General features: G+C 68.6%; 22 protein-coding genes. 7 read left to right on the top strand and 15 right to left on the bottom strand.

From position 1 onward, the window contains the following. Window positions 1–54: 54 nt before the first annotated feature. A complete protein-coding gene (locus ACFYTQ_RS22385; protein ID WP_387364012.1) occupies window positions 55–468 on the bottom strand; it encodes an Rv3235 family protein in 414 nt (137 codons plus the stop codon). A 287-nt stretch (window positions 469–755) separates the two neighbouring features. On the opposite strand from ACFYTQ_RS22385, the gene ACFYTQ_RS22380 reads away from it, so the two are divergent. The 6 genes from ACFYTQ_RS22380 to bluB all read left to right on the top strand — a co-directional run bounded on the left by ACFYTQ_RS22380 (window position 756) and on the right by bluB (window position 7,569). Continuing rightward, window positions 756–2,153 carry a wax ester/triacylglycerol synthase family O-acyltransferase gene (locus ACFYTQ_RS22380; RefSeq protein WP_387364009.1) on the top strand — a complete coding sequence of 466 codons (1,398 nt, stop codon included), beginning with the start codon at window positions 756–758 and terminating at the stop codon, window positions 2,151–2,153. Between the two features lie 34 nt (window positions 2,154–2,187). Then, window positions 2,188–2,703: a DUF6912 family protein gene (locus ACFYTQ_RS22375; RefSeq protein WP_387364283.1), complete on the top strand. Its 516-nt coding sequence runs from the start codon at window positions 2,188–2,190 to the stop codon at window positions 2,701–2,703. 92 nt (window positions 2,704–2,795) lie between these two features. Next, window positions 2,796–3,944 carry a ferredoxin reductase gene (locus tag ACFYTQ_RS22370; protein ID WP_387364006.1) on the top strand — a complete coding sequence of 383 codons (1,149 nt, stop codon included), beginning with the start codon at window positions 2,796–2,798 and terminating at the stop codon, window positions 3,942–3,944. 229 nt (window positions 3,945–4,173) lie between these two features. Continuing rightward, window positions 4,174–5,481, top strand: coding sequence for a fatty acid desaturase family protein (locus ACFYTQ_RS22365; RefSeq protein ID WP_387364003.1), 1,308 nt, complete (start codon window positions 4,174–4,176; stop codon window positions 5,479–5,481). Between the two features lie 87 nt (window positions 5,482–5,568). After that, window positions 5,569–6,816: a fatty acid desaturase family protein gene (locus ACFYTQ_RS22360; protein ID WP_387364000.1), complete on the top strand. Its 1,248-nt coding sequence runs from the start codon at window positions 5,569–5,571 to the stop codon at window positions 6,814–6,816. Between the two features lie 129 nt (window positions 6,817–6,945). Continuing rightward, entirely contained in the window at window positions 6,946–7,569 is a 624-nt protein-coding gene (gene bluB / locus ACFYTQ_RS22355; protein WP_387363997.1) for a 5,6-dimethylbenzimidazole synthase, read from the top strand. 8 nt (window positions 7,570–7,577) lie between these two features. Here the strand turns inward: bluB and ACFYTQ_RS22350 are convergent, their stop codons facing one another. The 11 genes from ACFYTQ_RS22350 to ACFYTQ_RS22300 all read right to left on the bottom strand — a co-directional run bounded on the left by ACFYTQ_RS22350 (window position 7,578) and on the right by ACFYTQ_RS22300 (window position 21,004). Beyond that, a complete protein-coding gene (locus ACFYTQ_RS22350) occupies window positions 7,578–8,864 on the bottom strand; it encodes an acetyl-CoA C-acyltransferase (RefSeq protein WP_387363994.1) in 1,287 nt (428 codons plus the stop codon). Between the two features lie 133 nt (window positions 8,865–8,997). Then, window positions 8,998–9,774 carry a ribosome hibernation-promoting factor, HPF/YfiA family gene (gene hpf / locus ACFYTQ_RS22345; RefSeq protein ID WP_387363991.1) on the bottom strand — a complete coding sequence of 259 codons (777 nt, stop codon included), beginning with the start codon at window positions 9,772–9,774 and terminating at the stop codon, window positions 8,998–9,000. 167 nt (window positions 9,775–9,941) lie between these two features. Beyond that, window positions 9,942–10,580, bottom strand: coding sequence for a ComF family protein (locus ACFYTQ_RS22340; protein WP_387363988.1), 639 nt, complete (start codon window positions 10,578–10,580; stop codon window positions 9,942–9,944). Window positions 10,581–10,644: 64 nt separating this feature from the next. Continuing rightward, on the bottom strand, window positions 10,645–12,465 hold the full coding sequence (lpqB, locus tag ACFYTQ_RS22335; protein ID WP_387363985.1) for an MtrAB system accessory lipoprotein LpqB: 1,821 nt from the start codon (window positions 12,463–12,465) through the stop codon (window positions 10,645–10,647). Continuing rightward, entirely contained in the window at window positions 12,462–14,198 is a 1,737-nt protein-coding gene (gene mtrB, locus ACFYTQ_RS22330) for an MtrAB system histidine kinase MtrB (protein ID WP_387364280.1), read from the bottom strand. The genes lpqB and mtrB overlap by 4 nt, the downstream gene beginning before the upstream one ends. Window positions 14,199–14,242: 44 nt before the next feature. Continuing rightward, window positions 14,243–14,920, bottom strand: a complete 678-nt coding sequence (mtrA, locus tag ACFYTQ_RS22325) for an MtrAB system response regulator MtrA (RefSeq protein ID WP_387363982.1) — start codon at window positions 14,918–14,920, stop codon at window positions 14,243–14,245. A gap of 91 nt (window positions 14,921–15,011) precedes the next feature. After that, window positions 15,012–15,659 carry a dTMP kinase gene (locus ACFYTQ_RS22320; RefSeq protein WP_387363979.1) on the bottom strand — a complete coding sequence of 216 codons (648 nt, stop codon included), beginning with the start codon at window positions 15,657–15,659 and terminating at the stop codon, window positions 15,012–15,014. A 52-nt stretch (window positions 15,660–15,711) separates the two neighbouring features. After that, window positions 15,712–17,187 (bottom strand): adenosylhomocysteinase, encoded by a 1,476-nt coding sequence (ahcY, locus tag ACFYTQ_RS22315; RefSeq protein ID WP_387363976.1) that lies wholly within the window; start codon window positions 17,185–17,187, stop codon window positions 15,712–15,714. A gap of 92 nt (window positions 17,188–17,279) precedes the next feature. Beyond that, window positions 17,280–18,446, bottom strand: coding sequence for an alkane 1-monooxygenase (locus tag ACFYTQ_RS22310; RefSeq protein ID WP_387363973.1), 1,167 nt, complete (start codon window positions 18,444–18,446; stop codon window positions 17,280–17,282). 336 nt (window positions 18,447–18,782) lie between these two features. Continuing rightward, on the bottom strand, window positions 18,783–19,460 hold the full coding sequence (locus ACFYTQ_RS22305) for a response regulator (protein ID WP_387363970.1): 678 nt from the start codon (window positions 19,458–19,460) through the stop codon (window positions 18,783–18,785). After that, a complete protein-coding gene (locus tag ACFYTQ_RS22300) occupies window positions 19,457–21,004 on the bottom strand; it encodes an ATP-binding protein (RefSeq protein ID WP_387364277.1) in 1,548 nt (515 codons plus the stop codon). Before ACFYTQ_RS22300 ends, ACFYTQ_RS22305 begins: the two co-directional genes overlap by 4 nt. 84 nt (window positions 21,005–21,088) lie before the next feature. Between ACFYTQ_RS22300 and ACFYTQ_RS22295 the strand changes: the two genes are divergently transcribed. Further along, entirely contained in the window at window positions 21,089–22,432 is a 1,344-nt protein-coding gene (locus ACFYTQ_RS22295; RefSeq protein ID WP_387363967.1) for a cation:dicarboxylate symporter family transporter, read from the top strand. Between the two features lie 99 nt (window positions 22,433–22,531). On the opposite strand, the gene ACFYTQ_RS22290 is transcribed toward ACFYTQ_RS22295, so the two are convergent. Genes ACFYTQ_RS22290 through cofD form a run of 3 tightly spaced genes read right to left on the bottom strand, consistent with a single transcriptional unit; the run spans window position 22,532 to window position 25,407 of the window. Continuing rightward, the gene (locus ACFYTQ_RS22290) at window positions 22,532–23,050 is read right to left on the bottom strand and encodes an NUDIX hydrolase (RefSeq protein ID WP_387363964.1); all 519 of its coding nucleotides are present in this window, start codon (window positions 23,048–23,050) and stop codon (window positions 22,532–22,534) included. A 15-nt stretch (window positions 23,051–23,065) separates the two neighbouring features. Then, window positions 23,066–24,412 (bottom strand): coenzyme F420-0:L-glutamate ligase, encoded by a 1,347-nt coding sequence (locus ACFYTQ_RS22285; protein ID WP_387363961.1) that lies wholly within the window; start codon window positions 24,410–24,412, stop codon window positions 23,066–23,068. After that, on the bottom strand, window positions 24,409–25,407 hold the full coding sequence (gene cofD / locus ACFYTQ_RS22280) for a 2-phospho-L-lactate transferase (RefSeq protein WP_387363959.1): 999 nt from the start codon (window positions 25,405–25,407) through the stop codon (window positions 24,409–24,411). Before cofD ends, ACFYTQ_RS22285 begins: the two co-directional genes overlap by 4 nt. Between the last annotated feature and the right edge of the window lie 458 nt (window positions 25,408–25,865).

Raw genomic sequence — 25,865 nt, 5'->3', positions numbered from 1 at the left:
GTGGCAGCATCGCCCATGGTAATGCGGGATCCATCCTAGGCGGCGGGCGCGGCGTCATCGCAGCCGCAGCGCCACCAGCCGCCATTCGCCCCGGCGGCAGGTCACCCGGCCCGCCACGGCGAAGCGGCGCGCCCCGCGCTCGTATCCGGCCACCACCTCGGCCACGCCCGGCGCGACGGGTTCGGCGCGCACCGCGACCAGCACCGCCGCGCCGAGCCGCCGATCCGCGACCGCGGTGCGTGCGGCGGTCGCGAGCATCGCCGCCACCGCCGGATCGGTCAGCCGGGTCAGCTGGGTCGCCGACCGCCGGCCGTCCAGCACCTCGAGCACCATCCGCAGCGACCGCTCGGCGAATCGTGTTGCCGCCGAACCGTTTTCGTCGAACCTGGCGTAGGATGGGGAACGCCCGTCGTGCGGCGACCTGCGATGCGTTCCGCGCAGGCGATACGCGCCGGTGCGCGCGGGCACGCGACGACGGCAGGGCAGCGGCGCTCGGCCCGCCGGACCGCTCGCGCGGCTCCGATTCCCCGACCGGTCGGCATCGCCCAGTGGCGGTTCGGCATTCGGCGCGGGCGATAACATCCCGATTCCCCCTCGTTGTCGGCTCCCCTGGACACGAACGTCCCAGCATCGCACGGAGGCCGCTCGGGCCGGAAGATTTCGCAACCCGTATCGCGAAAAGGGGGACTCGCCTACCGCCGACCGGTTTGTGTGACCTCACAATGGAGCGGGTATCGGAAGGAGCACCGGAAAGCGTGATCACCAGACTGTCGCCGCAGGACGCGTCCTTCTACCGGCTCGAATCGAGCAGCAATCCGATGCACATCGGCTCGCTCGCCATCGTGGCGGACACCGATCCGCCCGAGCCGGGACGGGCGACCTACGAGCGGCTGGTCGAACTGGTCGAGAACCGATTGCCGCTGGTCCCGCGCTATCGGCACAAGGTCCGCGAGGTCCCGTTCGCGCTGGGCCGCCCGGTGTGGGTGGACGACGCTCACTTCGATATCGGCTATCACGTGCGCCGCTCGGCGCTGCCCGCGCCCGGATCCGCCGAGCAGCTGCACGACCTGGTCGCCCGGCTGTCCTCCCGCCCGCTCGACCAGACCCGGCCGTTGTGGGAGATGTACCTGATCGAGGGTTTGGCCGAGGGCCGCTCCGCGATCTTCACCAAGACCCACAGCGCGCTCGTGGACGGCGGCGGCGCGCTCGAGATCGGGCACGTGATCCTCGACACCGGCCCGGCGCCACGCGAACTCGCCCCGGATCCCTGGACCGCGCACCGCGAACCGAGCGAGGCGCAGCTGTTGGCCATGGCCGTGGCCGAGTTGGCGGGCCAGCCGCGCGAGGCGCTCGGGGCGCTGCGGCAGGCGGGCGCGAGGTCGGTGGCCGGGGCGACCGGCCGGGCCGTGGAGCGGGCGCTCTCCCGGGTGCGCAGCGCGGCCACCGGTGTGCCCGCCAGCCCGTTCAACGCCCCGACCTCGCGCAATCGCCGCTTCGACGTGGTGCGCACCGACCTCGACGACTACCGCCGCATCCGCGAGCGGTTCGGCTGCTCGACCAACGACGCGATCCTGGCCGTGGTGACGGGCGCGCTGCGCATCTTCCTGCAATCGCGCGGGGACATGCTCGCCGAATCGGCGGTGCTGCGCGCGATCGTGCCGATGTCGGTGTACACGGCGGGCGCGCGCGGCTGCGACAGCGAGGTGTCGTCGTTCCTGATGGATCTGCCGGTGGGCGAGCCCAATCCGGCCATGCGGCTGTCGCACATCGGCCACGCCACCGAGGCGCACACCCGGCACCGGCACGCCGTACGGGCCCGCACGCTGGTGCACATGGCCGGATTCGCTCCGGCGAGCCTGCACGCGATGAGCGTGCGGTCGGCGAGTACGTTCGCAGAACACACGTTCAATCTGGTGATCACCAACGCGCCGGGTCCGCAACGGCCGATGTACATCGGCGGCGCGCGGATACTGGAGATGTATCCGGTGTCGCCCCTGCTGCGCAATCAGGCGTCGAGTATCGGAATCACGTCCTACGACGGACGGGTGTTCTACGGTCTCAATGCCGATCGCGACGCGATGGCCGATATCGGGGTGCTGTCCGCGGCGGTGCGCGAGTCCATGGAGGAGATGCTCGGTGCCTGCGTCCAATGACAAGCTGCGGGTCTACGTCCCGGCGACGATCGCCATGCTGCGGAACCTGGTGTCCGATCGCGAGATTCGCGCGATCAACGACACCGCCTTCGCGGTCACCCCCGCGCTGCGCGAGGCGTACGCCGCGGGCGACGACGAGGAACTGGCCGAGGTCGCGATGGGCGAGGCCGCGCGCGCGTCGCTGCGCCTGCTCGCCGACGAGCGCGAGACGGCCACCCGCGCCGACGACGACAGCGCCGACGACGAATCCGGCTACCACAGCCCGGTCTACCGCCGCGCGGTGATCGCCGCCGACGTCACCGGCGCCACGCTGCGCCCCGACCTCGACGACGCCGTGGTCCGCCTGTCGGCCGCGATCCCCTACGACCGGATCGCCTCGGTGCACGTCGACCTCGCCGAGGCCGAACCCGCGGTGGCCAAGGCCGTGGACGTGATCGACGCCGCCGACCTCGGCGACACCGACGCCGAATTCGTGCTCGGCGACGCCGAGGATCACCAGCTGGCCTGGTACGCCACCCAGGAACTGCCCTTCCTGCTCGATCTGCTGTGACCCTCTACCGCTCCCGCCCCCACGCAACCTACGATGCCGTAACCTTGCTGGCGTAAGGCGCCGACGGGCGCGTGATCACAGGAAATGGGCGAATGGTCTCGAAATCGGTACAGAGTATTCGGGCATGGCTGGAGGCTCCGGTCGCCGAGGCGAAGACGGCCGGGCGCACCCGGCTGGACGCGCTGCGCGGGGCGGCGGCACGCATCACCACCCCCCTGCTGCCGGACGATTACCTGCACCTGGTCAATCCGCTGTGGTCGGCCCGCGAGCTGCGCGGCCGCATCGTGGACGTGCGCGAGGAGACCGCCGATTCGGTCACGCTGGTGATCAAGCCCGGCTGGGGGTTCGATTTCAAGTTCACCCCCGGGCAGTACATCGGGATCGGCGTGCTGGTCGACGGCCGCTGGCACTGGCGGTCGTACTCGCTGACCTGTCCCCCGGACTGGACCGATCCGGAGAGCCGGGCCAAGCGCCTGATCTCCATCGCGGTCAAGGCGATGCCCGAGGGATTCCTGTCCAGCCACCTGGTCAACGGCGTCCCCGAGGGCACGATCGTCCGATTGGCCGCGCCCCAGGGCGGTTTCGTGCTGCCCGAGCCGCCGCCGGGCAAGATCCTGTTCCTCACCGCGGGCAGCGGCATCACGCCCGTCATGGCGATGCTGCGCACACTCGATCGCCGCGACACCGTGCCGGATGTGGTGCACATCCATTCGGCGCGGTCGGCCGAGGACGTCATGTTCGCCGCGGAACTGCGCGAATTGCACGACAAGCACCCGAGTTTCACCTCGCATCTGCAATTGACCGGTGAGCAGGGCAAATTCGAGCTGTCCGCGCTGGACGAGCTGTATCCGGATTGGCGCGAGCGCCAGACCTGGGCCTGCGGCCCGCTGGCCATGCTGGACGACATCGAAAAGCATTGGGCCGCGGCCGATCTCAGCGACCATCTGCACGTCGAGCGGTTCGAGGTGGAGCGCTCGGCGGTCGGCCAGGGCGGCACGGTCACCTTCGCCCGCACCGGCCGCAGCGTCGCCGTCGACGGCGCCACGAGCCTGTTGCAGGCCGGCGAGGGCGCGGGCGTGCAGATGCCGTTCGGCTGCCGCATGGGCATCTGCCAGACCTGTGTACTCACCCTCACCGACGGCCACGCCAGGGATCTGCGCAACGGCATGGAACACCAGGCCGGAGAGAAGATCCAGACCTGCATCTCCGCCGCCGCCGGCGACTGCACCCTGGACATCTGACCAGCCACGACACGCTGACAACAAGCTTCTCTCAGCTTCACCCGCTACCCTCAGAACAGAACCTTCGCGCCGAACGGAACCCCGTAGGGCGCGAGTCTTACGAGCGCCGGTTTGCGGCCGTCTCGTCGTTCCGCGGTCGAAGCGCATGCGCGCAGCGCGAGTCTCGACCGCGGAACGACGAGACTCAGGGCCGCAAACCCCGCCGAGCGAAGCGAGGCAATCCAACACAGTGGCAATCACCGACATCAATGCATACGCTCACCTGACGGCCGCCGATATCGAGACCCTGGGGGCGGAGCTCGACACCATTCGCCGGAACGTGGAACAGTCCCTCGGCGAACGGGATTCGAAGTACATTCGTCGGACGATTCGCGCCCAGCGCATGCTCGAGACGGCCGGGCGCGCCACCCTGTTCGCGAGCCGGAAGCGTTCGGCGTGGGTGCTGGGCACGGCCCTGCTGTCCGTCGCGAAGATCATCGAGAACATGGAGCTCGGGCACAACATCAGCCACGGGCAATGGGATTGGATGAACGATCCCGAGATCCACTCCACCACCTGGGAGTGGGATATGACCGGCACGTCCGGGCAGTGGAAGCGGGCGCACAACTACTCGCACCACACCTACACCAACATCCTCGGCAAGGACGAGGATCTGGGTTTCGGCATCCTGCGCATGACCCGCGACGAGAAGTGGAAGCCGCTGCATCTGGTGCAGCCGGTGGCCAATCTGATCCTCGCGGCGACGTTCGAGTGGGGTATCGCGCTGCACGATCTGTCGGCGGAGAAGCAGCAGCTCGGGGTGAACCCGTGGCAGGTGGCGTCGGAGCCGAACAAGGCGTTCGCGCGCAAGGCCGGTCGACAGGTCGTTAAGGACTTCGTCATCTACCCGCTGCTCACCGGTCCGGCGTGGAAGCAGACGCTGAAGGCCAACGCGACCGCGAATCTCATCCGCAATCTGTGGGCCTACGCGGTGATCTTCTGCGGGCACTTCCCCGACGGGGCGGAAAAGTTCACCGAGGAGCATTTCACCGACGAGACGCGGGCCGAGTGGTATCTGCGGCAGATGCTGGGCAGCGCCAATTTCGAGGCGGGTCCGGTCATGGCGTTCATGAGCGGCAATCTCTGCTATCAGATCGAACATCATCTGTTCCCGGACATTCCGAGCAATCGGTACCCGGAGGTCGCCGAGCAGGTGCGCCAGCTGTGCGACAAATACGATCTGCCGTATACGACCGGTTCGCTCGGCAAGCAATATCTGCTGGCGTTCCGTACGATTCACAAGCTGGCGTTGCCGGATCGGTTCCTGCGGCGCACCGCGCACGACGCTCCCGAGACCTCCTCGGAGCGGATGTTCGATCACTGGGCCGAAAACCATTGGCCCGGAATCGATCCCGAGACCGGTCGCCGACGCGGCCTGCGTTCGGCGATGGCCGAGGCGCGGGCGACGCTGAAGGAGAAGGCGCGTCAGGAGAAGGAGGCGCTGCGCGAGGCCAAGCGGGCGCTGCGCGACAAGGCGCGCAAGCCCAGGCAGGCGTAGGTCACCCGCACAATGCGGTGTACGTCACAGTTGTGAATCGATCCGGAGCCAACCTACGGAGCCGTAACTTACGGTAGTGTAGGGAGTATGGCGATATCGGATGTCAAGGAGTACGCCCACCTCACTCCCGAGGACGTGGAAGCGATCGGCGCCGAGCTGGATTCCATCCGGCGCGAGATCGAGGTGTCCCGGGGCGAGCGCGACGCGCGCTACATCCGCAATGTGATCCGGTTGCAGCGCGGCCTCGAGATCGGTGGCCGCGCGGTGCTGTTCGCCAGTCTCTTCCCGCCCGCCTGGTTCGCCGGAGTGGCCCTGCTGTCCACGGCCAAGATCATCGAGAACATGGAGATCGGCCACAACGTCATGCACGGCCAGTGGGACTGGATGAACGATCCGGAGATCCACTCCTCGTCGTGGGAATGGGACAACGTGGGTCCGGCCGAGCACTGGAAGATCACCCACAACTACCTGCACCACAAGTACACCAATGTGCTGGGCATGGACGACGACATCGGCTACGGCCTGCTGCGCGTCACCCGCGATCAGCGGTGGTCGCCGTTCTACCTCGGGCAGCCGGTGTACAACCTGCTGTTGCAGATGTTCTTCGAGTACGGCGTGGCCATCCAGCATCTGGAGCTGGGCAAGGTCGCCAAGAAGAAGTGGGCGCCCGACAGCCCCGAGCGCAAGCAGTTCGAGCAGGACCGCCGCACGGTGCTGAAGAAGGTCGGCAAGCAGGTCGCCAAGGACTATCTGTTCTTCCCGCTGCTCACCGGCCCGGCGTTCCTGTCCACGCTCACGGCGAACCTGGCCGCCAACGTGATTCGCAATGTGTGGACCAACGCGGTCATCTTCTGCGGTCACTTCCCCGACGGCGCCGAGAAGTTCACCCGCGGCGACGTCGAGAACGAGACCCAGGGCGAGTGGTACCTGCGGCAGATGCTCGGCAGCGCCAACATCAGCGGCGGCCCACTCATGCACTTCATGACCGGCAACCTCTCCCACCAGATCGAGCACCACCTGTTCCCCGATCTGCCGAGCAACCGCCTCGCCGCCATCGCCGTCCGCGTCCGCGAACTCTGCGACAAGTACGACCTCCCCTACACCACCGGCTCCCTCCCGGTCCAGTACGCCAAGTCCTGGCGCACCATCATCAAACTCTCCCTCCCCAACAAGTACCTCCGCCGCACCCCCGACGACGCCCCCGAAACCCGCTCCGAGCGCGCCTACGGCGGCACCCCCGTCACCGACCCCACCACCGGCCGCCGCCGCGGCCTCCGCACCGCCCTCACCGAAGGCCGCCGCCGCCTCACCCGCACCCCCTCCCCCGTCGCCTGACCCCAGGTACGGCAACCCAGCCGCACCCTTTATTCGAATCCGCACACGTTGTAGGGCCCTGGAAGGGGTGCGGATCCGGATAAGGGGTGCGGCTGTGTTCGTGGGGGTGGGGGTTGGTTAGGTGGGGGTGTGGGTTCCGAGGTTTATGAGGTTATTCGGCGGCGGCGGGATGTGCGGGCGGAGTTCACGGGGGAGGTGGTGGAGGACGCTGCGCTGTGGCGGATTTTGGATGCGGCGCATCGGGCGCCGAGTGTGGGGAATTCGCAGCCGTGGGATTTCGTGGTCGTTCGGGAGCGGGCCACGCTCGAGCGGTTCGCGGCGCATGTGGCCGAGAAGCGGATCGAGTTCCGGGACGCGCTGCCGCCGGAGCGGGCTCGGACCTTCGAGCCGATCAAGATCGAGGGGATCGTGGAGAGCGGGACCGGGATCGTCGTCACCCATGACGACGGCCGCGGCGGGCCGCAGGTGCTGGGACGCGCCACGGTGCCCGAAACCGGTTTGTACTCAACGATTCTCGCCATCCAGAACCTCTGGCTGGCCGCCACCGCCGAGCATATCGGGGTCGGCTGGGTGAGCTTCTACGACGCCGGGTACCTCACCGAACTCGTCGGCCTGCCGCCGGGGATCCGGCCCGTCGCCTGGCTGTGCGTCGGACCGGTCCACACCTTCCAGGACACCCCGGATCTGGAGCGCTTCGGCTGGCGTTCCCGGCGGCCGCTCACCGACGCCGTGCACTGGGAACGCTTCGGCTAGAACAAGATTCAGACCCGTTCCAGCACCGCCGACGCGCCGATGCCCCCGGCCGCGCAGATGCCCAGCAGCGCGGTGCTCTTGCCCGACAACGCCAATTCGTTGGCCATGGTCGTCACCATGCGCGCCCCGGTCGCCCCGAACGGATGCCCGAGCGAGACCGAACCACCGTGCACATTGAGGATCGCCGGATCGATCTCCCCGACCGCGGTGTCCCGGTCCAGCCGCGTCTTCGCCCACTCGTCGCTGCCCAGCGCCGCGAGCACCGACAGCGTCTGGGCCGCGAACGCCTCGTGGATATCAACCAGATCCACGTCGCCCAGCGACAATCCGGCCTTGTCCAGCGCGCGCGGCATGGAGATCGCCGGACCGATGAGCACCTGATCGGTCGGATCCACGCTGACATAGCTCCACGACCGGAACGCCGCCAGCGGCTCCAGCCCCAGCGCCCGCGCCCGCTCCTCGCTCATCAGCAGCACCGCGGCCGCGCCGTCGGTGAGCGGACTGGCATTGCCCGCGGTCACCGTCCCGTCCTTCGCGAACACCGGGGCCAGCTTGGCCAGTTTCTCGACGCTCGTATTCGCCCGCACCAGCCCGTCCCGGCGTACCGACTTGCCCTCGGGCGTAACGACTTCCAACACCTCGCGGTCGAACCGCCCGGATTCGGCGGCCGCCGCGGCCCGCTGATGCGACCGCGCCGCGAACTCGTCCTGCGCCGCGCGCGTCACCCCGTGGATGCGGGCCATCTTCTCCGCCGACTCCCCCATCACCTCGCCGGTGGTGCGCTCGGCGATCTTGGGGCGGCGCGGCACGAGATCGGTGAACGGGGCCAGTTGCGCCACCGCCGACAGATAGTCCTTGGCCTTCGGCTTGCCCAGCGCGAGCGGCGCGGCGGCGTGCACGACCTTCTGCGGCAGCTTCACCTCGGCGTTGCTGGTGGAATCGCTGCCGCCCGCGATCATCACGTCGTATTCGCCGCGCTCGATGGCCGCGGCCGCGGTCGTCACCGCCTGGAGGCCGGACGCGCACGCGCGGGTGACCGTATGGCCCTCGCACCCGGGATCGAGCTTCAGGTCCAGCGCGATCTCGCGCGCGATGTTGGGCGCCGCGCTGGGCAGGATCACCCCGCCCCACACGATCGCCTGCACCTGATCCTTGGGCAGGCCGGTGCGTTCCAGCAGTCCGGCCACGGCCGCGTCGGCCAGGTCGATCGAATCCATCCGCGTGTAGTCGGTGAACGCCCGGACGAACGGCGTCCGCGCACCCGACACGATCACAGCACGACGTTTGGCAGCCACGGCAAAGTCCTCTCGCACAGCACCTGGGGCCACCAACCTACCGCGAAGTAGGAAAAAAGGCGATACAGCCTGTCACATGTAATGCCGTTGCGGCCGAAACCGCAACGGCGACAATGACATACGGGAAAACGCCCTACGCCAGCCGGATGAGGCCGTAGTCGAAGGCGTGGCGACGGTAGACGACCGACGGTCGGTCGGTCTCCTTGTCCTGGAAGAGGAAGAAGTCGTGCCCGACCAGCTCCATCTGGTAGAGAGCATCGTCGACGGTCATCGGCGTGGCGGGGTGCACCTTGGTGCGCACGATGTGACCGGGGCCCGCGTAGTCGCTGGGCTCGATGACCTCTTCGGCATCGGATTCGCGGGATCGGTCCGAATCGTCCCGCAGCAGTGCGTGATCGACGAGATCGGCGGTCGCCTCGGCCACCGAGAGGGGGGTCTTCTCCCCGTAGTGCACGCGCCGCCGGTCCTTGGTCCGGCGCAGGCGGCTCTCCAGCCGATCGACGGCCAGTTCCAGCGCACCGTAGAAGCTGTCGGCGCAGGCCTCGGAGCGTGCGACGGGACCCTTGCCCCGCACGGTGATCTCCACGCGCTGACAACTCTTGCGCTGGCGGCGATTTCGTTCGTGGAACAGCTCCACGTCGAACAGGTAGATCGAGGGGTCGAAACGTTCGAGTCGGGAGAGTTTCTCCGCGACGTGGATGCGGAAATGATCGGGAACCTCGACGTTGCGGCCCTTCACCACGACGTCCGCCCGAGGCGTCCTGGGCCGGTCCGCAGCAGGCTGGTCGGCTCCGTTCCGCTCGGGTATGTCGAATGCGGCGCCGTAGTCGGCCGAAGTGTCTGCTTCTTTCACTGAAGGTCGTGAAGTCGTCACGCGTACCTCCCGGATCTGGCCACACAACCGATACATGTGCGGCGGGAATCAACCGCGCCGAGCTGGGGACATGGCCGCGAAACCCGGCACGAAGTCGTCCGAAGCGCCACCTCCAAACTCTGTGTTCGGGTGTCAGATCGCTCTAGTGGCCACGCTATTACGCCAGCGATCAGTCCGCCAGTGTTCACGCAAATTTCCCCCGATCAGACGACTGAAGTCACCAACACGGCACGCACGGCGATTCCGGCGAATGCCAGCGCGCGCACCGACTCGCACGCCGTCGTTCCCGTGGTCAGGACGTCATCGACCAGCACTACCTCGGCATTCGGGTCGAACAGGACGTCGGGCAGGCGACGCCGCGCGACCGCGACACGCCCGCGCAGGTTGCGCGCGCGGTCGTCGGCCCCCAACCCCACCGAGTCGCGCACGCCGCGCCGCATCCGCAGGATCGGAGCGACCCGGCAATCCGGCAGCAGACTTCCGGCGACCCGCACCACGCGCGCCACCGGATCCCCGCCGCGCCGACGCGCCGCGGCCCGGCGGGTAGGCGCGGGGACCAGCACCAACGTCCGCTCCGCGGCGCGCAGGCCGGTCAACCCCCGCGCCAGCGCCCGCCCCAGCGGAACGGCCAGATCTCGCCGCCCCTGCTCCTTCGCGGCAACCACCGCCCGCCGCACCGGCCCGCGGTACCGGCCCAGCGCCCAGCACGGCACCCCGGGATCCGCTCGCGGCCGAGCCCGAACCGGCGGTCCGGCAAGGCTTTCGGCGCACCGGCGACACCACCCCGGACCGAGGCGACCACAGCCGCCGCAGGTTTGCGGCAGCATCAGCTCCAGCAGCATGTGCGGCAGTATGCCCGCGGGCACCGACAGGTTCGGCCCGAATCCCGTTGCGCTGGAACGGGTTCTAGCCCGGGAGCACCGGAATCGCGTTCGTGCCCAGGTTGTACACCTCGCGCCAGAAGCGCTCGCTGCTCGGTTCGGCGGACTGCAACTGCATGACCGCGCGCGCGTCGGCGACGTACTGGGTGTCGGAGGAGGAGCTGACCACCCGCACCGGCGGGGTGAGGTTCTGCAGGGTCAGCGGTGTCGGACCGAAGCCGTCGAGCCGAACCATCTCCACCGGTTGCACATTGCCCTCGCGCGCCAGGATGATCGTGTCGGTGCTGACCCAGTCGATCGAGACCACGGTGGTGCTCAGGGTCAACGCGACCGGCTGCGGCGAGGTCAGCGCGAATCGGCCGTCCGCGTTCGGCACCACCACCGCCGAGTAGACCTTCCCGGCGGCGATCAGCACCGCGCGCGCGCCGGTGCGGTCGATGCGCAGATCGGTGATCGGCCCCCGCAGCGGGTTGTCGGCGGGATTCGGCGGCTGGGCGAACAGCCCGGAGGCGTCCACGTCCTGCACCGACACCGTTCCCGTACTGCGGTCGTGCACGGCGCGGATCACCTGATCGCCGTCCACGACCGTCCAGGCCGCGCTGCCGTCGAGCGTCCACGAGGGCCGGGTGAAGGTGGTGCCCTGACGAACCGGGAAGGCGTTGCCGTCGTAGTTGCCGACCACCAGCGTGCGGGGCGGCGCGGGACCGGGCTGGCCGCTGTCGACGACGGCGGCCACCAATTGACCGTCCGAGGACAGCCCGACCGATTGCAGATTGCGCGCGTTGCCGAAATAGCCTGGCGCGGGGACGATTTCGTTGCGTCCGACGTCCACCTTGACCAGCGACCCGTCCCGCACCGCGTGCAGCCCGACCCGATTCTGGGCGTTGGCCATCGGGTTCATCCCGTTGACGTCGCTCACCGACCACCCGGCGGGGTACCGGTCGTCGAGCGGTTTGCCGTCGGCGAGCAGGAAGTACGGCCCCAGGATGTCGGCCCCGGACAGCGTCAGAATCACCTGCGCCGCCAGCAGTTCCCGGCTGTGCGGATCCAGGGTGGACGCGCCCGCGAAGTCGATCTGCACCCCGCCCGGCCCGGTGCCGACGCCGTCGGTCTGCCCGTTGGGTTTGGTGATGTTGCCGTGCACGCTCACCGGACCCGACAGCACATTGCGGACCGCGGGCGCGAGTTCGGGTCGCGGTCCGGCGGCGAGCATGGTCAACAGCCGCGCGGCGAGTTGATCCTTGCGCTCGGCGATCCAGCGGATCTCCGGAACCATGGTCGTACCAACGGCATTCGGGAAGTGCAGCACGTAACGCCGGTAGGTCTTCTCGAAGGCGGTGCTCAGCACCAGCACGCCGGGCTGCAGGTCGTCGATGCGCCACTCGCCGTCGACGCGGACCATCTCGATCCGCTTCTCGACCTGCGCGGAGGATCCGTCGGTCACCCGGAACGAGCCGTCCGGCTCGAGTTCCCCGAGTTTGCGCCCGCGCATCTGATAGGTCGCGGTATCCCCCGAACGCGACTCCCGAAGCGTGTCGGCGGATTCCAGAATCGTCGTACTCGCCGAATCGTTCCAGTTCGCCGCCGCGGCCGGGGACAGGTACTGCCGGGCGGCGGCGTGTCCGTTGGCCGGATCCGCCGACGCCTGGAGGAAATCGCGCAGCAGCAGATCGGGGTCGCGGCCCGGAAGGGGTTGCGGCGGAGCCGAGGACGTGGGCTCGCGGTCGATGGTGCCCAGCGCCTGGGGAGCCGAGGAATCGGGCAGGCTGGCACAGCCGCTCAGGGCCAGCAGCCCGGCCAGCAGACAGGCCACGACGCGCAGGCGCGGCCTCGGGACCACGCTCATGACTTCGCGTCCTCGGTGTCGGTGGGTACGGAATGCGCGGCGGTGGCGCCGTTTCCGACGGAATGCTCGGCCGGGGCGTCCGGCGGTTCCGTCGCCTCCGGCCCGTCCGGCGGCTCGAATTCGCCGCTCTCCGAATCGGTTTCGGCGTCGTCGTGCGGCGCGGCGTCGACCACCTGGATGCGGCGGCGCGGCGGTTCCAGCGACAGCGGGCTGGCGCCCATCTTGCGGCCGCGGGTCAGCGGCAGGGTGAGCCGGAAGCTCGCGCCCACACCGGGTTCGCCCCACGCCTCGAGTTTGCCCTCGTGCAGATTGGCGTCCTCCACGCTGATCGACAGGCCCAGACCCGTTCCGCCGGAACGCCGCATCCGCGAGGGATCCGACCGCCAGAACCGGTTGAACACCAACTTCTCCTCGCCGGGCCGCAGGCCCACACCCTGATCGCGGACCACGATGCCGACCGAATTCGCGTCGACGTCACCGCGCATCCGCAACAGCACGGGTTTGCCCTCGCTGTGATCGATGGCGTTGGCGAGCAGATTGCGCAGCACCCGTTCCACGCGGCGCGGATCGACCTCGGCCACGAGCGGTTCCTCGGGCAGGTCCACCACGACCTCGACGCCGGTGTCCTTGGCCAGATGCCGCACGGTCGACAGCGCGGCCCGCGCGCACATGCGCACGTCGAGCGATTCCACCTGGAGTTCGGCCACACCCGCGTCGTGGCGGCTGATCTCGAGCAGATCGTTGAGCAGGCTCTCGAACCGATCCAGTTCCGTCACAAGCAGTTCCGCGCTGCGCGCCAGCGCCGGATCGAGTTCGTCGCTGGAACCGTGGATGAGATCAGCGGCCATGCGCACGGTCGTCAACGGGGTGCGCAGTTCGTGGCTCACGTCGGAGGTGAAGCGGCGCTGTAGGTTACCGAACTCCTCCAGCTGGGTGATCTGATTCGACAGGCTCTCGGCCATCTCGTTGAACGACATGGCCAGCCGCGCCATATCGTCCTCGCCGCGCACCAGCATGCGCTCCTTGAGCCGCCCGTCGGCGAAGCGCTGCGCGATGCGCGCGGCCGACCGGATCGGCAGCACCACCTGCCTGGTGACCAGGGCGGTGATGGCGGCGAGCAGGACCAGCAGCACGATGCCGCCGATCAACATGGTGCCGTGCATCAGATCGAGGCTGCGCTGCTCGTTGGTCAGCGGGAAGATCAGATAGATCTCGAGGGTCGGCACCTCGGCGCTGGGACTGCCGATGATCAGCGCCGGACCGTGATAGAAGTCGGCGTCGGAGATCGTGACGAACTGGTAGCTGAGCTGGTTCTGCTGCACGAACCGGCGCAGTTCGGCGGGCACGTCCTGAATCGGCCCGGCCGGAATCTCCTGCTGACCCTCGCCGATCATCGACAGCGCCGCGAAGTAGGTGCCCGCCGCGCCGCCGGATTCGGAACTGCCCGACGACAGCGAGCGCAGCGCGTCCTCGAGCCGCACGCGCTGCTGGGTGTTCGAATCCTGCACGCCGGTGAGCTGACTCTCCACCGAGTTGCGTGCCCGGCCCATCTCCTCCACGGCCGCGTTGATCTTGGCGTCGAGCAGTCGATCGGTGATCTGACTGGTCAGCACGACGCCGAGAATGGTGATGACGATCAGCGAGAGGGTGAGCGTCGAGACGACGACCCGCAATTGCAGCGAGCGCCGCCAGACGTGGCCCAGCGATTCCCCGACGGATCGGAACCAGGCCACCACTGCCGCCAGCAACCGCGCGAAGCGGCTTCTGGAGCCAGCGATCACGGCGGTCCGGCCTTGTAGCCCACGCCGCGGACCGTCAGCACGATCTCGGGATTCTCCGGATCCTTCTCGACCTTGGCACGCAACCGCTGCACGTGCACGTTGACCAGGCGGGTGTCGGCCGCGTGCCGGTAGCCCCAGACCTGTTCCAGCAGCACCTCGCGGGTGAACACCTGACGCGGTTTGCGCGCGAGCGCCACCAGCAGGTCGAATTCGAGCGGGGTCAGCGAGATCTGCTGGCCCGCGCGGGTGACCTTGTGCGCGGGCACGTCGATGACGATGTCGGCGATCGACAGCAGTTCGGCCGGTTCCTCCTCGGTGCGGCGCAATCGGGCGCGCACGCGAGCGACGAGTTCCTTCGGCTTGAACGGCTTGACGATGTAGTCGTCGGCGCCGGACTCCAGGCCCAGCACGACGTCCACGGTGTCGGTCTTCGCCGTCAGCATCACGATCGGCACGCCGGAGTCCGAGCGCAGCACGCGGCACACGTCGATGCCGTTCATGCCCGGCAGCATGAGATCCAGCAACACCAGATCCGGCCGGATCTCCCGGACCGCGCTGAGCGCCTGCGTGCCGTCGCCGACCACGTGGGGCTCGAAACCCTCGCCGCGCAAGACGATCGTGAGCATCTCCGCGAGCGCCGTATCGTCGTCGACGACCAGAATCTTCGGCTTCATAACTACTATGGTGTCATCTCTCCGGCTCGGAACGGGCAACTGTGGTCAACATTCGGGGGCCAACACTGGTACATTACCGACGCATCCGACCCTATCGGGCAACCCTTTCCGCGAGTCGCGCGACAAGCGTCGCGGGATCGTCGTGCGGCCGATGGATCCACCACGATCCGTGCCAATGCGTTTCGGCCAACACACGATAGATCGCGGCGGTGCGTTCCTGCAGCCCTTTGTCGCGTTCGTAGGCGTCCAGCGCCCGCGCGTCGTCGAGTTCGCCTCGCCGCCGGGCGCGTTCGGCCGCGAGTTCGAGGGGCACGTCGAGCAGCACCTGGAGGTCGGGGACCGGCAGCTGGAAGCGGCCGAATTCCAATTCCGCGACCCACGAAGCGATTTCCCCGTCCACGGGCTGATCCGTGCGCGCCGCGTTGTAGGCCACATTCGAGGCGACGTAGCGATCGAGCAGCACGATGTCGTTGTCCGCCAACGCTTTCCGCAATTCGTCGCGCGCCCCCGCTCGATCGAGCGCGAACAGCAGACCCATCGCGTTCACCGACCCGGCCAGATCCCCGTGCCGCCCGCGCAACGCCTCGGCCGCCAGATCCGCGTGCACCGACTGCCCGTACCGGGGAAACGCGAACACCGCCACGCGCAGCCCGCGCTCGACCAGACCCACGCCCACGGCGTCGATCAACGTCCGCTTTCCCGCGCCGTCCAGCCCTTCGACAGCCACCAACGCGCCCATGCGCAACAGGGTAGACGGGTCACCCCCAGGACGACCCGTCCCCCCACTTCCCTCAGTACCGGTAATGCTCCGGCTTGAACGGCCCCTCCACGTCCACCCCGATGTACTCCGCCTGATCCTTGCTGAGCTTGGTCAGGGTGCCGCCGAGCGCCTCGACGTGGATGCGGGCGACCTTCTCGTCGAGCACCTTCGGCAGGCGGTAGACCTCGTTGTCGTACTCCTCCGGCTTGGTCCACAGCTCGATCTGGGCGATGACCTGGTTGGAGAAGGAGTTGGACATGACGAAGGAGGGGTGGCCGGTGGCGTTGCCCAGGTTCAGCAGGCGGCCCTCGGACAGCACCAGGATCGAGCGGCCCGACTCCTTGAACGTCCACAGGTCGACCTGCGGCTTGATGTTCAGGCGGGTGGCCCCCGAGCGCTCCAGCGCGGCCATATCGATCTCGTTGTCGAAGTGGCCGATATTGCCCAGGATGGCCTGGTCCTTCATCGCCTTCATGTGGTCGAGGGTGATGATGTCCTTGTTGCCGGTGGCGGTGACGACGATGTCGGCCTCGCCGATGGCCTGTTCGACGGTGACCACGTCGAAGCCGTCCATCAGCGCCTGCAACGCGTTGATCGGATCGATCTCGGTGACCTGCACGCGCGCGCCCTGCCCGGCCAGCGACTCCGCGCAGCCCTTGCCCACGTCGCCGTAGCCGCAGATCAGCACCTTCTTGCCGCCGATCAGCACGTCGGTGCCGCGGTTGATGCCGTCGATGAGCGAGTGCCGGGTGCCGTACTTGTTGTCGAACTTGCTCTTGGTGACCGAGTCGTTGACGTTGATCGCCGGGAACGCCAGCTCACCCGCGGCCGCGAACTGGTACAGCCGCAGCACGCCGGTGGTGGTCTCCTCGGTGACGCCGCGCACGGACTCCGCGATGCGGGTCCACTTGCCCTTGTCTGCCTCGAGGCTCTGCCGCAGCAGGTTCAGGAACACCTTGAATTCGGCGGAGTGGTCCTCGTCCTCCGGCGGCACCACCCCGGCCTTCTCGAACTGCGCGCCGCGCAGCACCAGCATGGTGGCGTCGCCGCCGTCGTCGAGGATCATGTTGGCGGGTTCGCCGGGCCAGGTGAGCATCTGCTCGGCCGCCCACCAGTACTCCTCGAGCGTCTCGCCCTTCCACGCGAACACCGACACGCCCTTGGGCTCGTCGACGGTGCCGTGCGGGCCGACCACGACGGCCGCGGCCGCGTGGTCCTGGGTGGAGAAGATGTTGCAGGAGGCCCAGCGGACCTGTGCGCCCAGGTCGACCAGCGTCTCGATCAGCACCGCGGTCTGCACGGTCATGTGCAGCGAACCGGAGATGCGCGCGCCCTTCAGCGGCTGCACCTCCGCGTACTCGCGGCGCAGGGCCATCAGACCGGGCATCTCGTGCTCGGCGAGCCGAATCTCCTTGCGGCCGAACTCGGCCAGTGACAGGTCCGCCACCTTGAAATCGATCCCGTTGCGGTGGTCGGCAGTCGTCTTGCTGCTCACTGCGGTCGTCATCAGCCTCTCCTGGTCGGCGTGTACGAGGAGAGACTAATACCTTTCGTGCGTACACGGTACGCACAGGTCGATTCGCGAGGTTCGAACCCCTGTCAGGTGGCCGGCGCCTCGCCGCCGTGGATCGCGAGGATCCGCTTGCGCTTGCGCGGAGCGATATTGGCGCGGGAGAGGTCACCGCCGTAGTGCGCCAACACCTTCGGATCCATCACATGCCGCCACAGCGGCGGCACCGCGGCCAGCAGGATCATCGTGGCGTATCCGGCGGGGAGCTGCGGCGCCTCCTGTGAGGAGCGCAGCGTCTGGTAGCGGCGGCCAGGATTGGCGTGATGATCGCTGTGCCGTTGCAGATGGAACAGGAAGATGTTGGTGACCAGCCGGTCGCTGTTCCAGCTGTCGGCGGGCGAACAGCGGTCCCAGGAACCGTTGGGGCGCTTGCGGCGCAGCAGCCCGTAGTGCTCGACGTAGTTGACCGTCTCGAGCATGCTCGCGCCGATCACGGCCTGCAACAACAGGTACGGCACGATCCGCGGCCCGAACACCGCGATCAGCACGCCGTACAGCACCACGGTCATCGACCACGCCTGGAGGATGTTGTTGTGCCGACTCCACCACCGTAAACCCTTGCGGTGCAGGCGATCCCGCTCGATGGCGATCGCGGAGCGGAAGCCGCCGAGCACGCTGCGCGGCAGGAACTCCCACAGCGACTCGCCCAGCCGGGCGCTCGCCGGATCCTCCGGGGTGGCGACCCGCGCGTGATGGCCCTTGTTGTGCTCGACGTAGAAGTGGCCGTAACCGGATTGGGCGAGCGCGACTTTCGCCAGCCAGCGTTCCATGTGCTCGACCCGGTGACCCAGTTCGTGCGCGGCGTTGATGCCGATCCCGCTGACGAAGCCGAGGGTGACCGCCAGCCCGAGTTTGTCGACGATCGCGAGGTCGTGCCCGGCCCACATGTAGGCGGCGATCACCAATCCGATCAACTGGATGGGCAGGAAAAGGTATGTGCACCAACGGTAGTACCGGTCCCGGGACAGCAGCTCGTAGTCCTCGTCGCGGGGGTTGGTCCCGTCCTCGCCGACCACCCAGTCCAGCACCGGGATCACCACCAGCACGATGATCGGACCGATCCACCAGAACACCGGGTTGCCGGTGTGCAGCACCAACTGCGATGGCAGCAGCGCGGCGCCGGGGGCGATCAACCCCAGGACCCAGAGATGCCGCTTGGGGTCAGGCGAACCCGAGCGTTTGCCGACCGATTGCACGTTAGCCCCGCTTAGAAATAACTCTCGACCTACTGCTGTTAAATCTGCCGAGACTTTACGCGTGTTACATCGGTTTCGCGGAGTCAAACCTGGGGCCGATTACAGACCTGGAAGTCCTTTTCTGAGGTGTTGCACACGCATCCGAAAAGCCCGCATCCGGCAGGCAAACTCGGATCGACCCCGGATCGGACCCAGCCCCCCTGGAACAAGGGGCTTTCGCTCCGGCGGGTACGCCAACCAGTTGCCGCGCAGCATCCGCGCGCGAATCGTTCCGGACGTGACGATCGTTACGCCACCGACGCGATCTTTACCCGATCCGCATACCCCTAGCCGGGTTCACCTGCGCCAGACGTACCGCACCCGCGGCCGCCCCGTGCCGCCGTAGTCGGTGTGCCGGTCGACCACCCCGTCCTCGGCCAGCCGTTCCAGATAGCGCCACGCGGTCACCCGCGAAACCCCCACGGCGCGACCGGTTTCGGTGGCCGAGAGCCCGCCGTCGGCGGCGCGCAGCGCGCGCGAGACCTCCGCGAGGGTGTGCGGCGCGATGCCCTTGGGCGCGGTGCCCTTCGGATCGGTGGCGCGCAGCGCGCCGAACGCCCGGTCGATGTCGTGCTGGGTGACCGCGCTCGCGCCCGCGTCCAGCGTGGTGCGGAATTCGCGATAGCGCTCGAGTTTGTCGCGAAAGGCCGCGAAGGTGAACGGTTTCAGCAGATACAGCGCGACCCCGTGCGCGACCGCGGCCCGGACCATGTCGAGGTCGCGCGCGGAGGTGATGGCGATGACGTCTGGCCGGGGCCGCGACCGGGCCAGCGCCGCGGTCACCTCGAGTCCGCTCATATCGGGCAGCCCGATGTCCATGAGCACCAGATCGATCGGGGCCCGGCCCGCCGCGCGCAGCGCCTCGCGTCCGGTGTGCGCGACGGCGACCGCGGTGAAACCCGGCACCCGATCCACGTACGAGCGGTGCGCCGCCGCGATCCGCGGTTCGTCCTCGACGATCAGCACCCGGATCATCGCGCCTCCCCGGCGACCGGAATCCGGACCAGCACAGCCGATTCCGGGGAGCGCTCGGCAAGCAGGGTCCCGCCGTAGCGGGCGACCAGGCGGCGGACCAGGGCCAGCCCCAGACCCTGGTGATCGGTCTTGGTCGAATAGCCGCGTTCCATCGCGCGGGCGAACGCCTCCTGCGACATCCCGGGACCGCTGTCGGCGACCCGGACGAGGAGCCGCCCGTCGTCGTGGCGCACGGTCACCTCCACCCAGGCGTCGGGGGTCTGGGCGACCGCGTCCAGCGCGTTGTCGACGAGATTGCCCACCAGCGTGACGATTTCGTGCGGACTGAGCGGGGCGGCGGAGTCGAGCGCGGTGTCCTCGGCCACGGTCAGTTCCACGCCGCGTTCGAGGGCCTGATCCACCTTGCCCAGCAGCAGCGCGGCGAGCGCCGGTTCGTGCACCGCACCGGTGAGCCGATCGATGAGCGCCTGGGACAGCCGCAGTTCGTCGGTGGCGAATTCCACGGCCTCCCCCGCGCGGCCCAGTTCCACCAGCGTGACCACGGTGTGCAGCCGATTGGCCGCCTCGTGCGCCTGGGCGCGCAGCGATTCGGCCAGCCCGCGCACCGAATCCAATTCGCCCATCACATCGCGCAATTCGGTGTGGTCGCGGACGGTGAGCACGGTCCCGAGCGGACGGCCCGACCAGGTGACCACGTCCTGATTGACGACCAGCACACGTTCGGCGGTCACGTGCATCTCGTCGCGCACCACGGCCCGTTCGAGGCGGCGCAGCGAGACCGGCAGATCGGTGCGGCGCACGGGTCCGTCGGGCAGTTCGAGCAGCCGCCGCGCCTCGTCGTTGACCACCGCCGCCTCCTCGGCGCCCTGATCGAACACCACCAGCCCCTCGTGGATCGAGTGCAGCACCGCGTCGTGGTGTTCGTACAGCGAGCGCAGCTGCGCCGGACCCAGGCCGTGGGTCTGCCGTAACAGCCTGCGCCGCAACAACAGTGAACTCCCCGTCGCCAACAGCAGACCGCCGCCCGCGGCGCTCAGGATCAGCGGCAGCTGCGCGAACACCTGATCGCCGATGGCCGCCCGGGTCACGCCCACCGAGACCAGGGCGACGACGCCCCCGCCGATCTCGTCGCGCACCGGGGTGACCACCCGGATGGACGGCCCCAGCGTGCCGGTGAACGTCTCGGTGAAGGTCTCCCCGCGCAGGGCGCGATAGATGTTGCCGCTGAACGGCTTTCCGATCCGGTCCGGTTCGGTGTGGGTATAGCGGGTGCGGTCGGGGGCCATGACCACGATGAAGTCCACCCGGGTCTGCTTGCGGATGCGCTCGGTGACCGGTTGCAGCAGCGCGGTCGGATTCGGATCGTGCACGGCCGCCACCGTCGCGGGCGACTGCGCGACCGCGACGCCGATCCCGGTGACGCGCTGGCGGGTGGCCTCGTCCTGTTCGCGCCGCACCTCCCACAGCGCCAGCGTCGCGCCGATCCCGATCACCACGATCAGCACCAGCAGTTGGACGACGAACACCTGCCCGGCCAGGGTCATGCCCCGTCTGCGCACGCGCCCTCCCGGTGAACGAAATGTACGAAACAGTGACCCCCGTCACCGTAGCCGCCATGATCTGTGACCATGACCGGCACCACCGCACCACCCCGTAAGCGCGACCGCACGCACTGGCTGTACATCGCCGTGATCGTGGCCGTGATCGCCGGTGTGCTGGTGGGCGAGTTCGCCCCCGCGACCGGGAAGTCGGTCGCCGAACTGGGCACGATCTTCGTCAGTCTGATCAAGATGATGATCTCCCCGGTCATCTTCTGCACGATCGTGCTCGGCATCGGCTCGGTGCGGGCGGCCTCGCGGATCGGCAAGGTCGGCGGCCTGGCCATCGGGTACTTCCTGCTCATGTCCACGGTGGCGCTGGGCATCGGCCTGGTGGTGGGCAATCTGCTGCAACCCGGCAGCGGGCTGAACATCGCCGAACACGCCAAGGATGTGGCGAAATATCAGAAGCAGGCCGAAACCGCCGGTGGCACTTGGCAGTTCATCGAGGGCATCGTCCCCACCTCGCTGCTGTCGTCGCTGACCGCGGGCAGCGTGTTGCAGACCTTGTTCGTCGCGCTGCTGGTGGGTTTCGGCATCCAGGCCATGGGCGCGACGGGTGCGCCGCTGCTGCGTGGCGTGGAACTGGTGCAGAAGCTGGTGTTCCGGATTCTGACCATGATCCTGTGGCTCGCGCCGATCGGCGCGTTCGGCGCGATGGCCAATGTCGTCGCGACCACGGGCCTGGACGCGGTGAAGCAGCTGGCGCTGCTGATGGTCGCGTTCTACCTGACCTGTCTGGTGTTCGTGTTCGGTGTGCTGGGCGTGCTGATGAGGGCCGCGTCCGGGGTGTCGATCTTCAAACTGGTCCGGTATCTGGCCCGCGAGTACCTGCTCATCTTCTCCACGTCGTCGTCGGAATCGGCGCTGCCGCTGCTGATCGCGAAGATGGAGCACCTGGGCGTGGAGCGGACCACCGTCGGCATCGTGGTGCCGACGGGGTACTCGTTCAACCTGGACGGCACCGCGATCTATCTGACGATGGCCTCCCTGTTCATCGCCGACGCGATGGGCAAGCCGATGTCGGTGGGCGAACAACTCGGCCTGCTCGTCTTCATGATCGTGGCGTCCAAGGGCGCGGCCGGCGTGACGGGCGCCGGTCTGGCCACGCTGGCGGGCGGTCTCCAGAGTCACCGGCCGGATCTGATCAGCGGCGTGGGCCTGATCGTGGGCATCGACCGGTTCATGTCCGAGGCCCGCGCGATCACCAACTTCTCCGGCAACGCCGTCGCGACCGTGCTGATCGGCACCTGGACCAGAACCATCGACGCGGCGCGGGTGCGCGCGGTCCTCGACCGCGAGCTGCCCTTCGACCCGGCCACGATGGTCGACGACCACGGGCCCGCGCCCGAGAAAGACCTGGTTCCGGCCTAGTACCCGCCTAGTTCCCAAGGCCGGGACCAGCGCGCCGGTGCGCATCCGCTCAACACCCCCGGGCGGCGGCGCACCGGCGCTTCCCATGTCGCGAATCGCTCAGTACAGCAACACTTCCGAGTTCGCCGGGAGCGCGTCCACCGGCCACCACCGCAGGTCGGTGGACTCCGCGCTGCGCACTGCCACCGCGCCGCGCGGGGCGCGCACCTTGAACAACAGGTCCAGGTGGCGGGTCGGCACGCCGAGCGAGCAGGTGATCGGATGTGCCTGCGCGCCATACAGTTCCGGTTCGATCTCGAGGTCGGCGATGCCGGACTCCTCGATCGCCTCGCGCAGCGCCGCGTCCACGACCGTCTCGTCGGATTCCTCGCAGTGCCCGCCCAATTGGATCCACAGCCCCACCCGCGGATGCAGCGTCAGCAGGAGCTCCCGCTCGTCGTGGGAGAACACCAGCGCCGAGGCGGTGATGTGGCCGGGCGCGTGCTCGCGCAGGCAGCCGCGCGGGGACGCGGCGAGGAACGCGAGCAGGGCCTGGCGCAGCGACTGCTCGGGACCCGGTGCGGGACACCACTTCTCGAGCAGTTCGCCGGCCGAGACGTGCAGGGATTCCGCGCTCATCGATACCTTTCGTTCCTACAGTTCGACCAGGCCGTCGCCGAAGGGCCGGGGCTCGCGCGGGGCGAGCTCCGCCTCGGGATATCCGACGGCGATGGCGCCCAACGGGTTCCAGTCCGCGCCCACGCCCAGCACCTCGCGGGTGATCTCCGGCGCGAAGATCGTCGAGCCGATCCAGCAGCTGCCGACGCCGCGGGTGGCGAGCGCGACCAGCAGTCCCTGCACGGCCGCGCCGACGGCGACGGTGAACATGGTCCGCTCGGCGGCGCGGCGACGTTCGTCCGGATAGTCGTGCGCGCCGTCGGGGACGCAGAACGGGATGATCACCTCGGGGGCGTCGAACAGGATGCCGCCCCGCGCGATTCGGCGCTCGACCCGTTCGGCGGGCAGGCCGTCGGCGGTGAGATCGGCGCGCCACGCCTCGGCCATGCTCTCCAGCAAGCGCTTTCGCAGATCCGGATCGCGCACCCACACGAAGCGCACGGGCCGGGTGTGGTGCGGGGCGGGCGCGGTCAGCGCCGCCGCCACAGATTCACGGATCAGCTCGGGATCGACCGGGGCGTCGGCGAACCGGCGCACCGACCGCCGCAGCAGCAGCGCCTCGCGGCGACCCTGGTCGAGGGCCTCGGCGGTGCCGAGCCAGAACAGATCCTCCTCGCCGCGGCGCAGCAGATCCGCGGCGCGCGAGCCGTCGTCGTGGGGTTCGAGGCCGCGCACGACCGCGACCGGGACGCCGCCCAGTTTGCCCTTCACCAGATCCGCGGCGGCGGCCAGTTCGTCGGCGATCGCCACCTGGGTGACGTGTAATTCGTTGCCCTGCCCGTCGATCGCGCCCGCGTAGTCGTGCACGACCCGCAGCCCCGACGCGCCGATCGCGGCATCGATCTGGCCGATGCGCCAGGCGCGGCCCATGGTGTCGGTGATGACGACCGCCACGTCCACGCCGAGCCGCCGGGCGAGCGCGGCCCGCAACGCGCGGGCGCTGGCGTCCGGATCCTCCGGCAGCAGAACCAGTTCGCCCTGTTCGACATTCGAGCCGTCGACGCCCGAGGCCGCCTGCACGACGCCGATGCGGTTCTCGGTGATCAGCGTGCGGCCCTTGCGCGCGAGCACGCGCACCGCCTCGGCGTTCACCAATTCCCGTCGCGCGGCGTCGCGTTCGTCCGGATCGGCGGGCGCGGCGACGATGCGGCCCTCCACCTTGGCGACGATCTTGCTGGTCACCACGAGCACATCGCCGTCGCTCAGCCAGGGGGCGCGCTCGGCGATGCGCTCGGCGAGATCGTCGCCCGGCCGGAACTCCGGCAATCCGGTGACCGGCAGGATGCGCAGTTCCCCGCCGGGCGCGTGATCGGTCACGGTCACGGCTTCACTCCCGCCAGATCCAGTGCCTCCCGGACCATTTCGGCGGTCGCCGCCGGATCGGTCATCAGCAGCGGCACACTGCGCACCTCGACGCCGGGCACGTCGGCGGTGTCGGTGGAGTGCACGAGCCAGCCGTCGAGGATCCCGGTGTGCGTGCGCGCGCCGAAGTGGCGGCCGATGGCCTCGGCGGTGGTCTCGACGCCGATCACCGACAGGCACTCGTCGGCCATGCCGCGCAACGGCTTTCCGTCGATGACCGGAGACAGGCCGATGACCTTGGCCTTCGTCGTGCGCAGCGCGCCCCGGATACCGGGCACCGCGAGGATCGCGCCGATGCTCACGACGGGGTTCGAGGGGGCCAGCAGGACCACGTCCGCAGATTCTATGATTTCGATCACATCAGGGGCAGGTTTGGCCTGTTCCGCCCCGATTGTGACGAATCCATGGGTCTCGACGCCGGCACGATAGCGTACCCACCACTCTTGGAAATGAATCGCGCGACGTTCGCCAGGGTTCTCCGGATCGGAGATGACAACATGCGTTTCGCATCTGTCGTCGGTTGCCGGGAGCAGTTTCACGCCCGGTTGCCAGCGCGCGCACAGCGCTTCGGTGACCGCCGAGAGGGGGTAACCCGCGCGCAGCATTTCGGTGCGCACGAGATGGGTCGCGATATCGCGATCGCCCAGTCCGAACCAGTCCGGCTGCGCCCGATAATTCGCGAGCTCCTCCTTGGCGTGCCAGGTCTCCCCGCGCCGGCCCCAGCCGCGTTCGGGATCGATGCCGCCACCCAGCGTGTACATGCAGGTGTCCAGGTCGGGGCAGATGCGCAGCCCGTGCATCCAGACGTCGTCGCCGACGTTCACGACGGCCGAAACCTCGGCCTCGGGCAGCAGTTCGCGCACGCCCAGCAGGAAGCGCGCGCCGCCGACGCCACCGACCAACACGGCAATGCGCGGCCCGGCGGCGGGCGCGCTCTCCGCTCGTTCTCCACTCACATCGACACAGCCTATGCGTTGGCGCGGCGGTCACGATCCGGAGCATATTTGCTGTTCATTTGCTACTTCCGGTTACCGAACCGCGGCGAAGTCGGCGGCGGATAGTAACGGAATTGTGTCGGCAGCTTGACCATCACCGCGTCCGGCGTGTCTAATCACAGACATGTCATTCCGGGCACGCGCGAGAGTTCAAGGCGCAGGCCGGTTTTCGAACAGATGTTCGCATCGGAGTGACAAGCTCGGGGATGTCCGCGGGACTACGTCGCGGTGTTGGGCCGTCGGTGGGCAGATGAGGTCCGACGGAAAAATCATTCTGCGCTAACACACAGTGAGGAGGCGGAGCGATGGCCGAGGAGCTGGCCCCGTCGAGCATTCCGGGCGGTGTATCGCAAACCGATTCCACAGCAGGCGCAGCACCTGGCGTCTGCGCTGACAGCCGGAACGAAGCAGAACAGGAG

It is taken from the genome of Nocardia sp. NPDC004068, from assembly GCF_042874315.1.
Taxonomy (GTDB): domain Bacteria; phylum Actinomycetota; class Actinomycetes; order Mycobacteriales; family Mycobacteriaceae; genus Nocardia.
The sequence above is the reverse complement of the archived record's forward strand: the minus strand, read 5'-3'. Positions and strand labels throughout refer to the sequence as shown.

Bases quoted from the DNA above. Each gene is read 5' to 3' on its own strand.
- ahcY (WP_387363976.1), bottom strand. From the start codon at position 17,187: ATGACGACCGCAGTGAGCAGCAAGACGACTGCCGACCACCGCAACGGG.
- ACFYTQ_RS22300 (WP_387364277.1), bottom strand. From the start codon at position 21,004: ATGACCCTGGCCGGGCAGGTGTTCGTCGTCCAACTGCTGGTGCTGATC.
- ACFYTQ_RS22305 (WP_387363970.1), bottom strand. From the start codon at position 19,460: ATGATCCGGGTGCTGATCGTCGAGGACGAACCGCGGATCGCGGCGGCG.
- ACFYTQ_RS22295 (WP_387363967.1), top strand. From the start codon at position 21,089: ATGACCGGCACCACCGCACCACCCCGTAAGCGCGACCGCACGCACTGG.
- mtrA (WP_387363982.1), bottom strand. From the start codon at position 14,920: ATGAAGCCGAAGATTCTGGTCGTCGACGACGATACGGCGCTCGCGGAG.
- ACFYTQ_RS22290 (WP_387363964.1), bottom strand. From the start codon at position 23,050: ATGAGCGCGGAATCCCTGCACGTCTCGGCCGGCGAACTGCTCGAGAAG.
- ACFYTQ_RS22370 (WP_387364006.1), top strand. From the start codon at position 2,796: ATGGTCTCGAAATCGGTACAGAGTATTCGGGCATGGCTGGAGGCTCCG.
- hpf (WP_387363991.1), bottom strand. From the start codon at position 9,774: ATGTATCGGTTGTGTGGCCAGATCCGGGAGGTACGCGTGACGACTTCA.
- lpqB (WP_387363985.1), bottom strand. From the start codon at position 12,465: ATGAGCGTGGTCCCGAGGCCGCGCCTGCGCGTCGTGGCCTGTCTGCTG.
- ACFYTQ_RS22340 (WP_387363988.1), bottom strand. From the start codon at position 10,580: ATGCTGCTGGAGCTGATGCTGCCGCAAACCTGCGGCGGCTGTGGTCGC.
- ACFYTQ_RS22360 (WP_387364000.1), top strand. From the start codon at position 5,569: ATGGCGATATCGGATGTCAAGGAGTACGCCCACCTCACTCCCGAGGAC.
- ACFYTQ_RS22320 (WP_387363979.1), bottom strand. From the start codon at position 15,659: ATGGGCGCGTTGGTGGCTGTCGAAGGGCTGGACGGCGCGGGAAAGCGG.
- ACFYTQ_RS22375 (WP_387364283.1), top strand. From the start codon at position 2,188: ATGCTGCGGAACCTGGTGTCCGATCGCGAGATTCGCGCGATCAACGAC.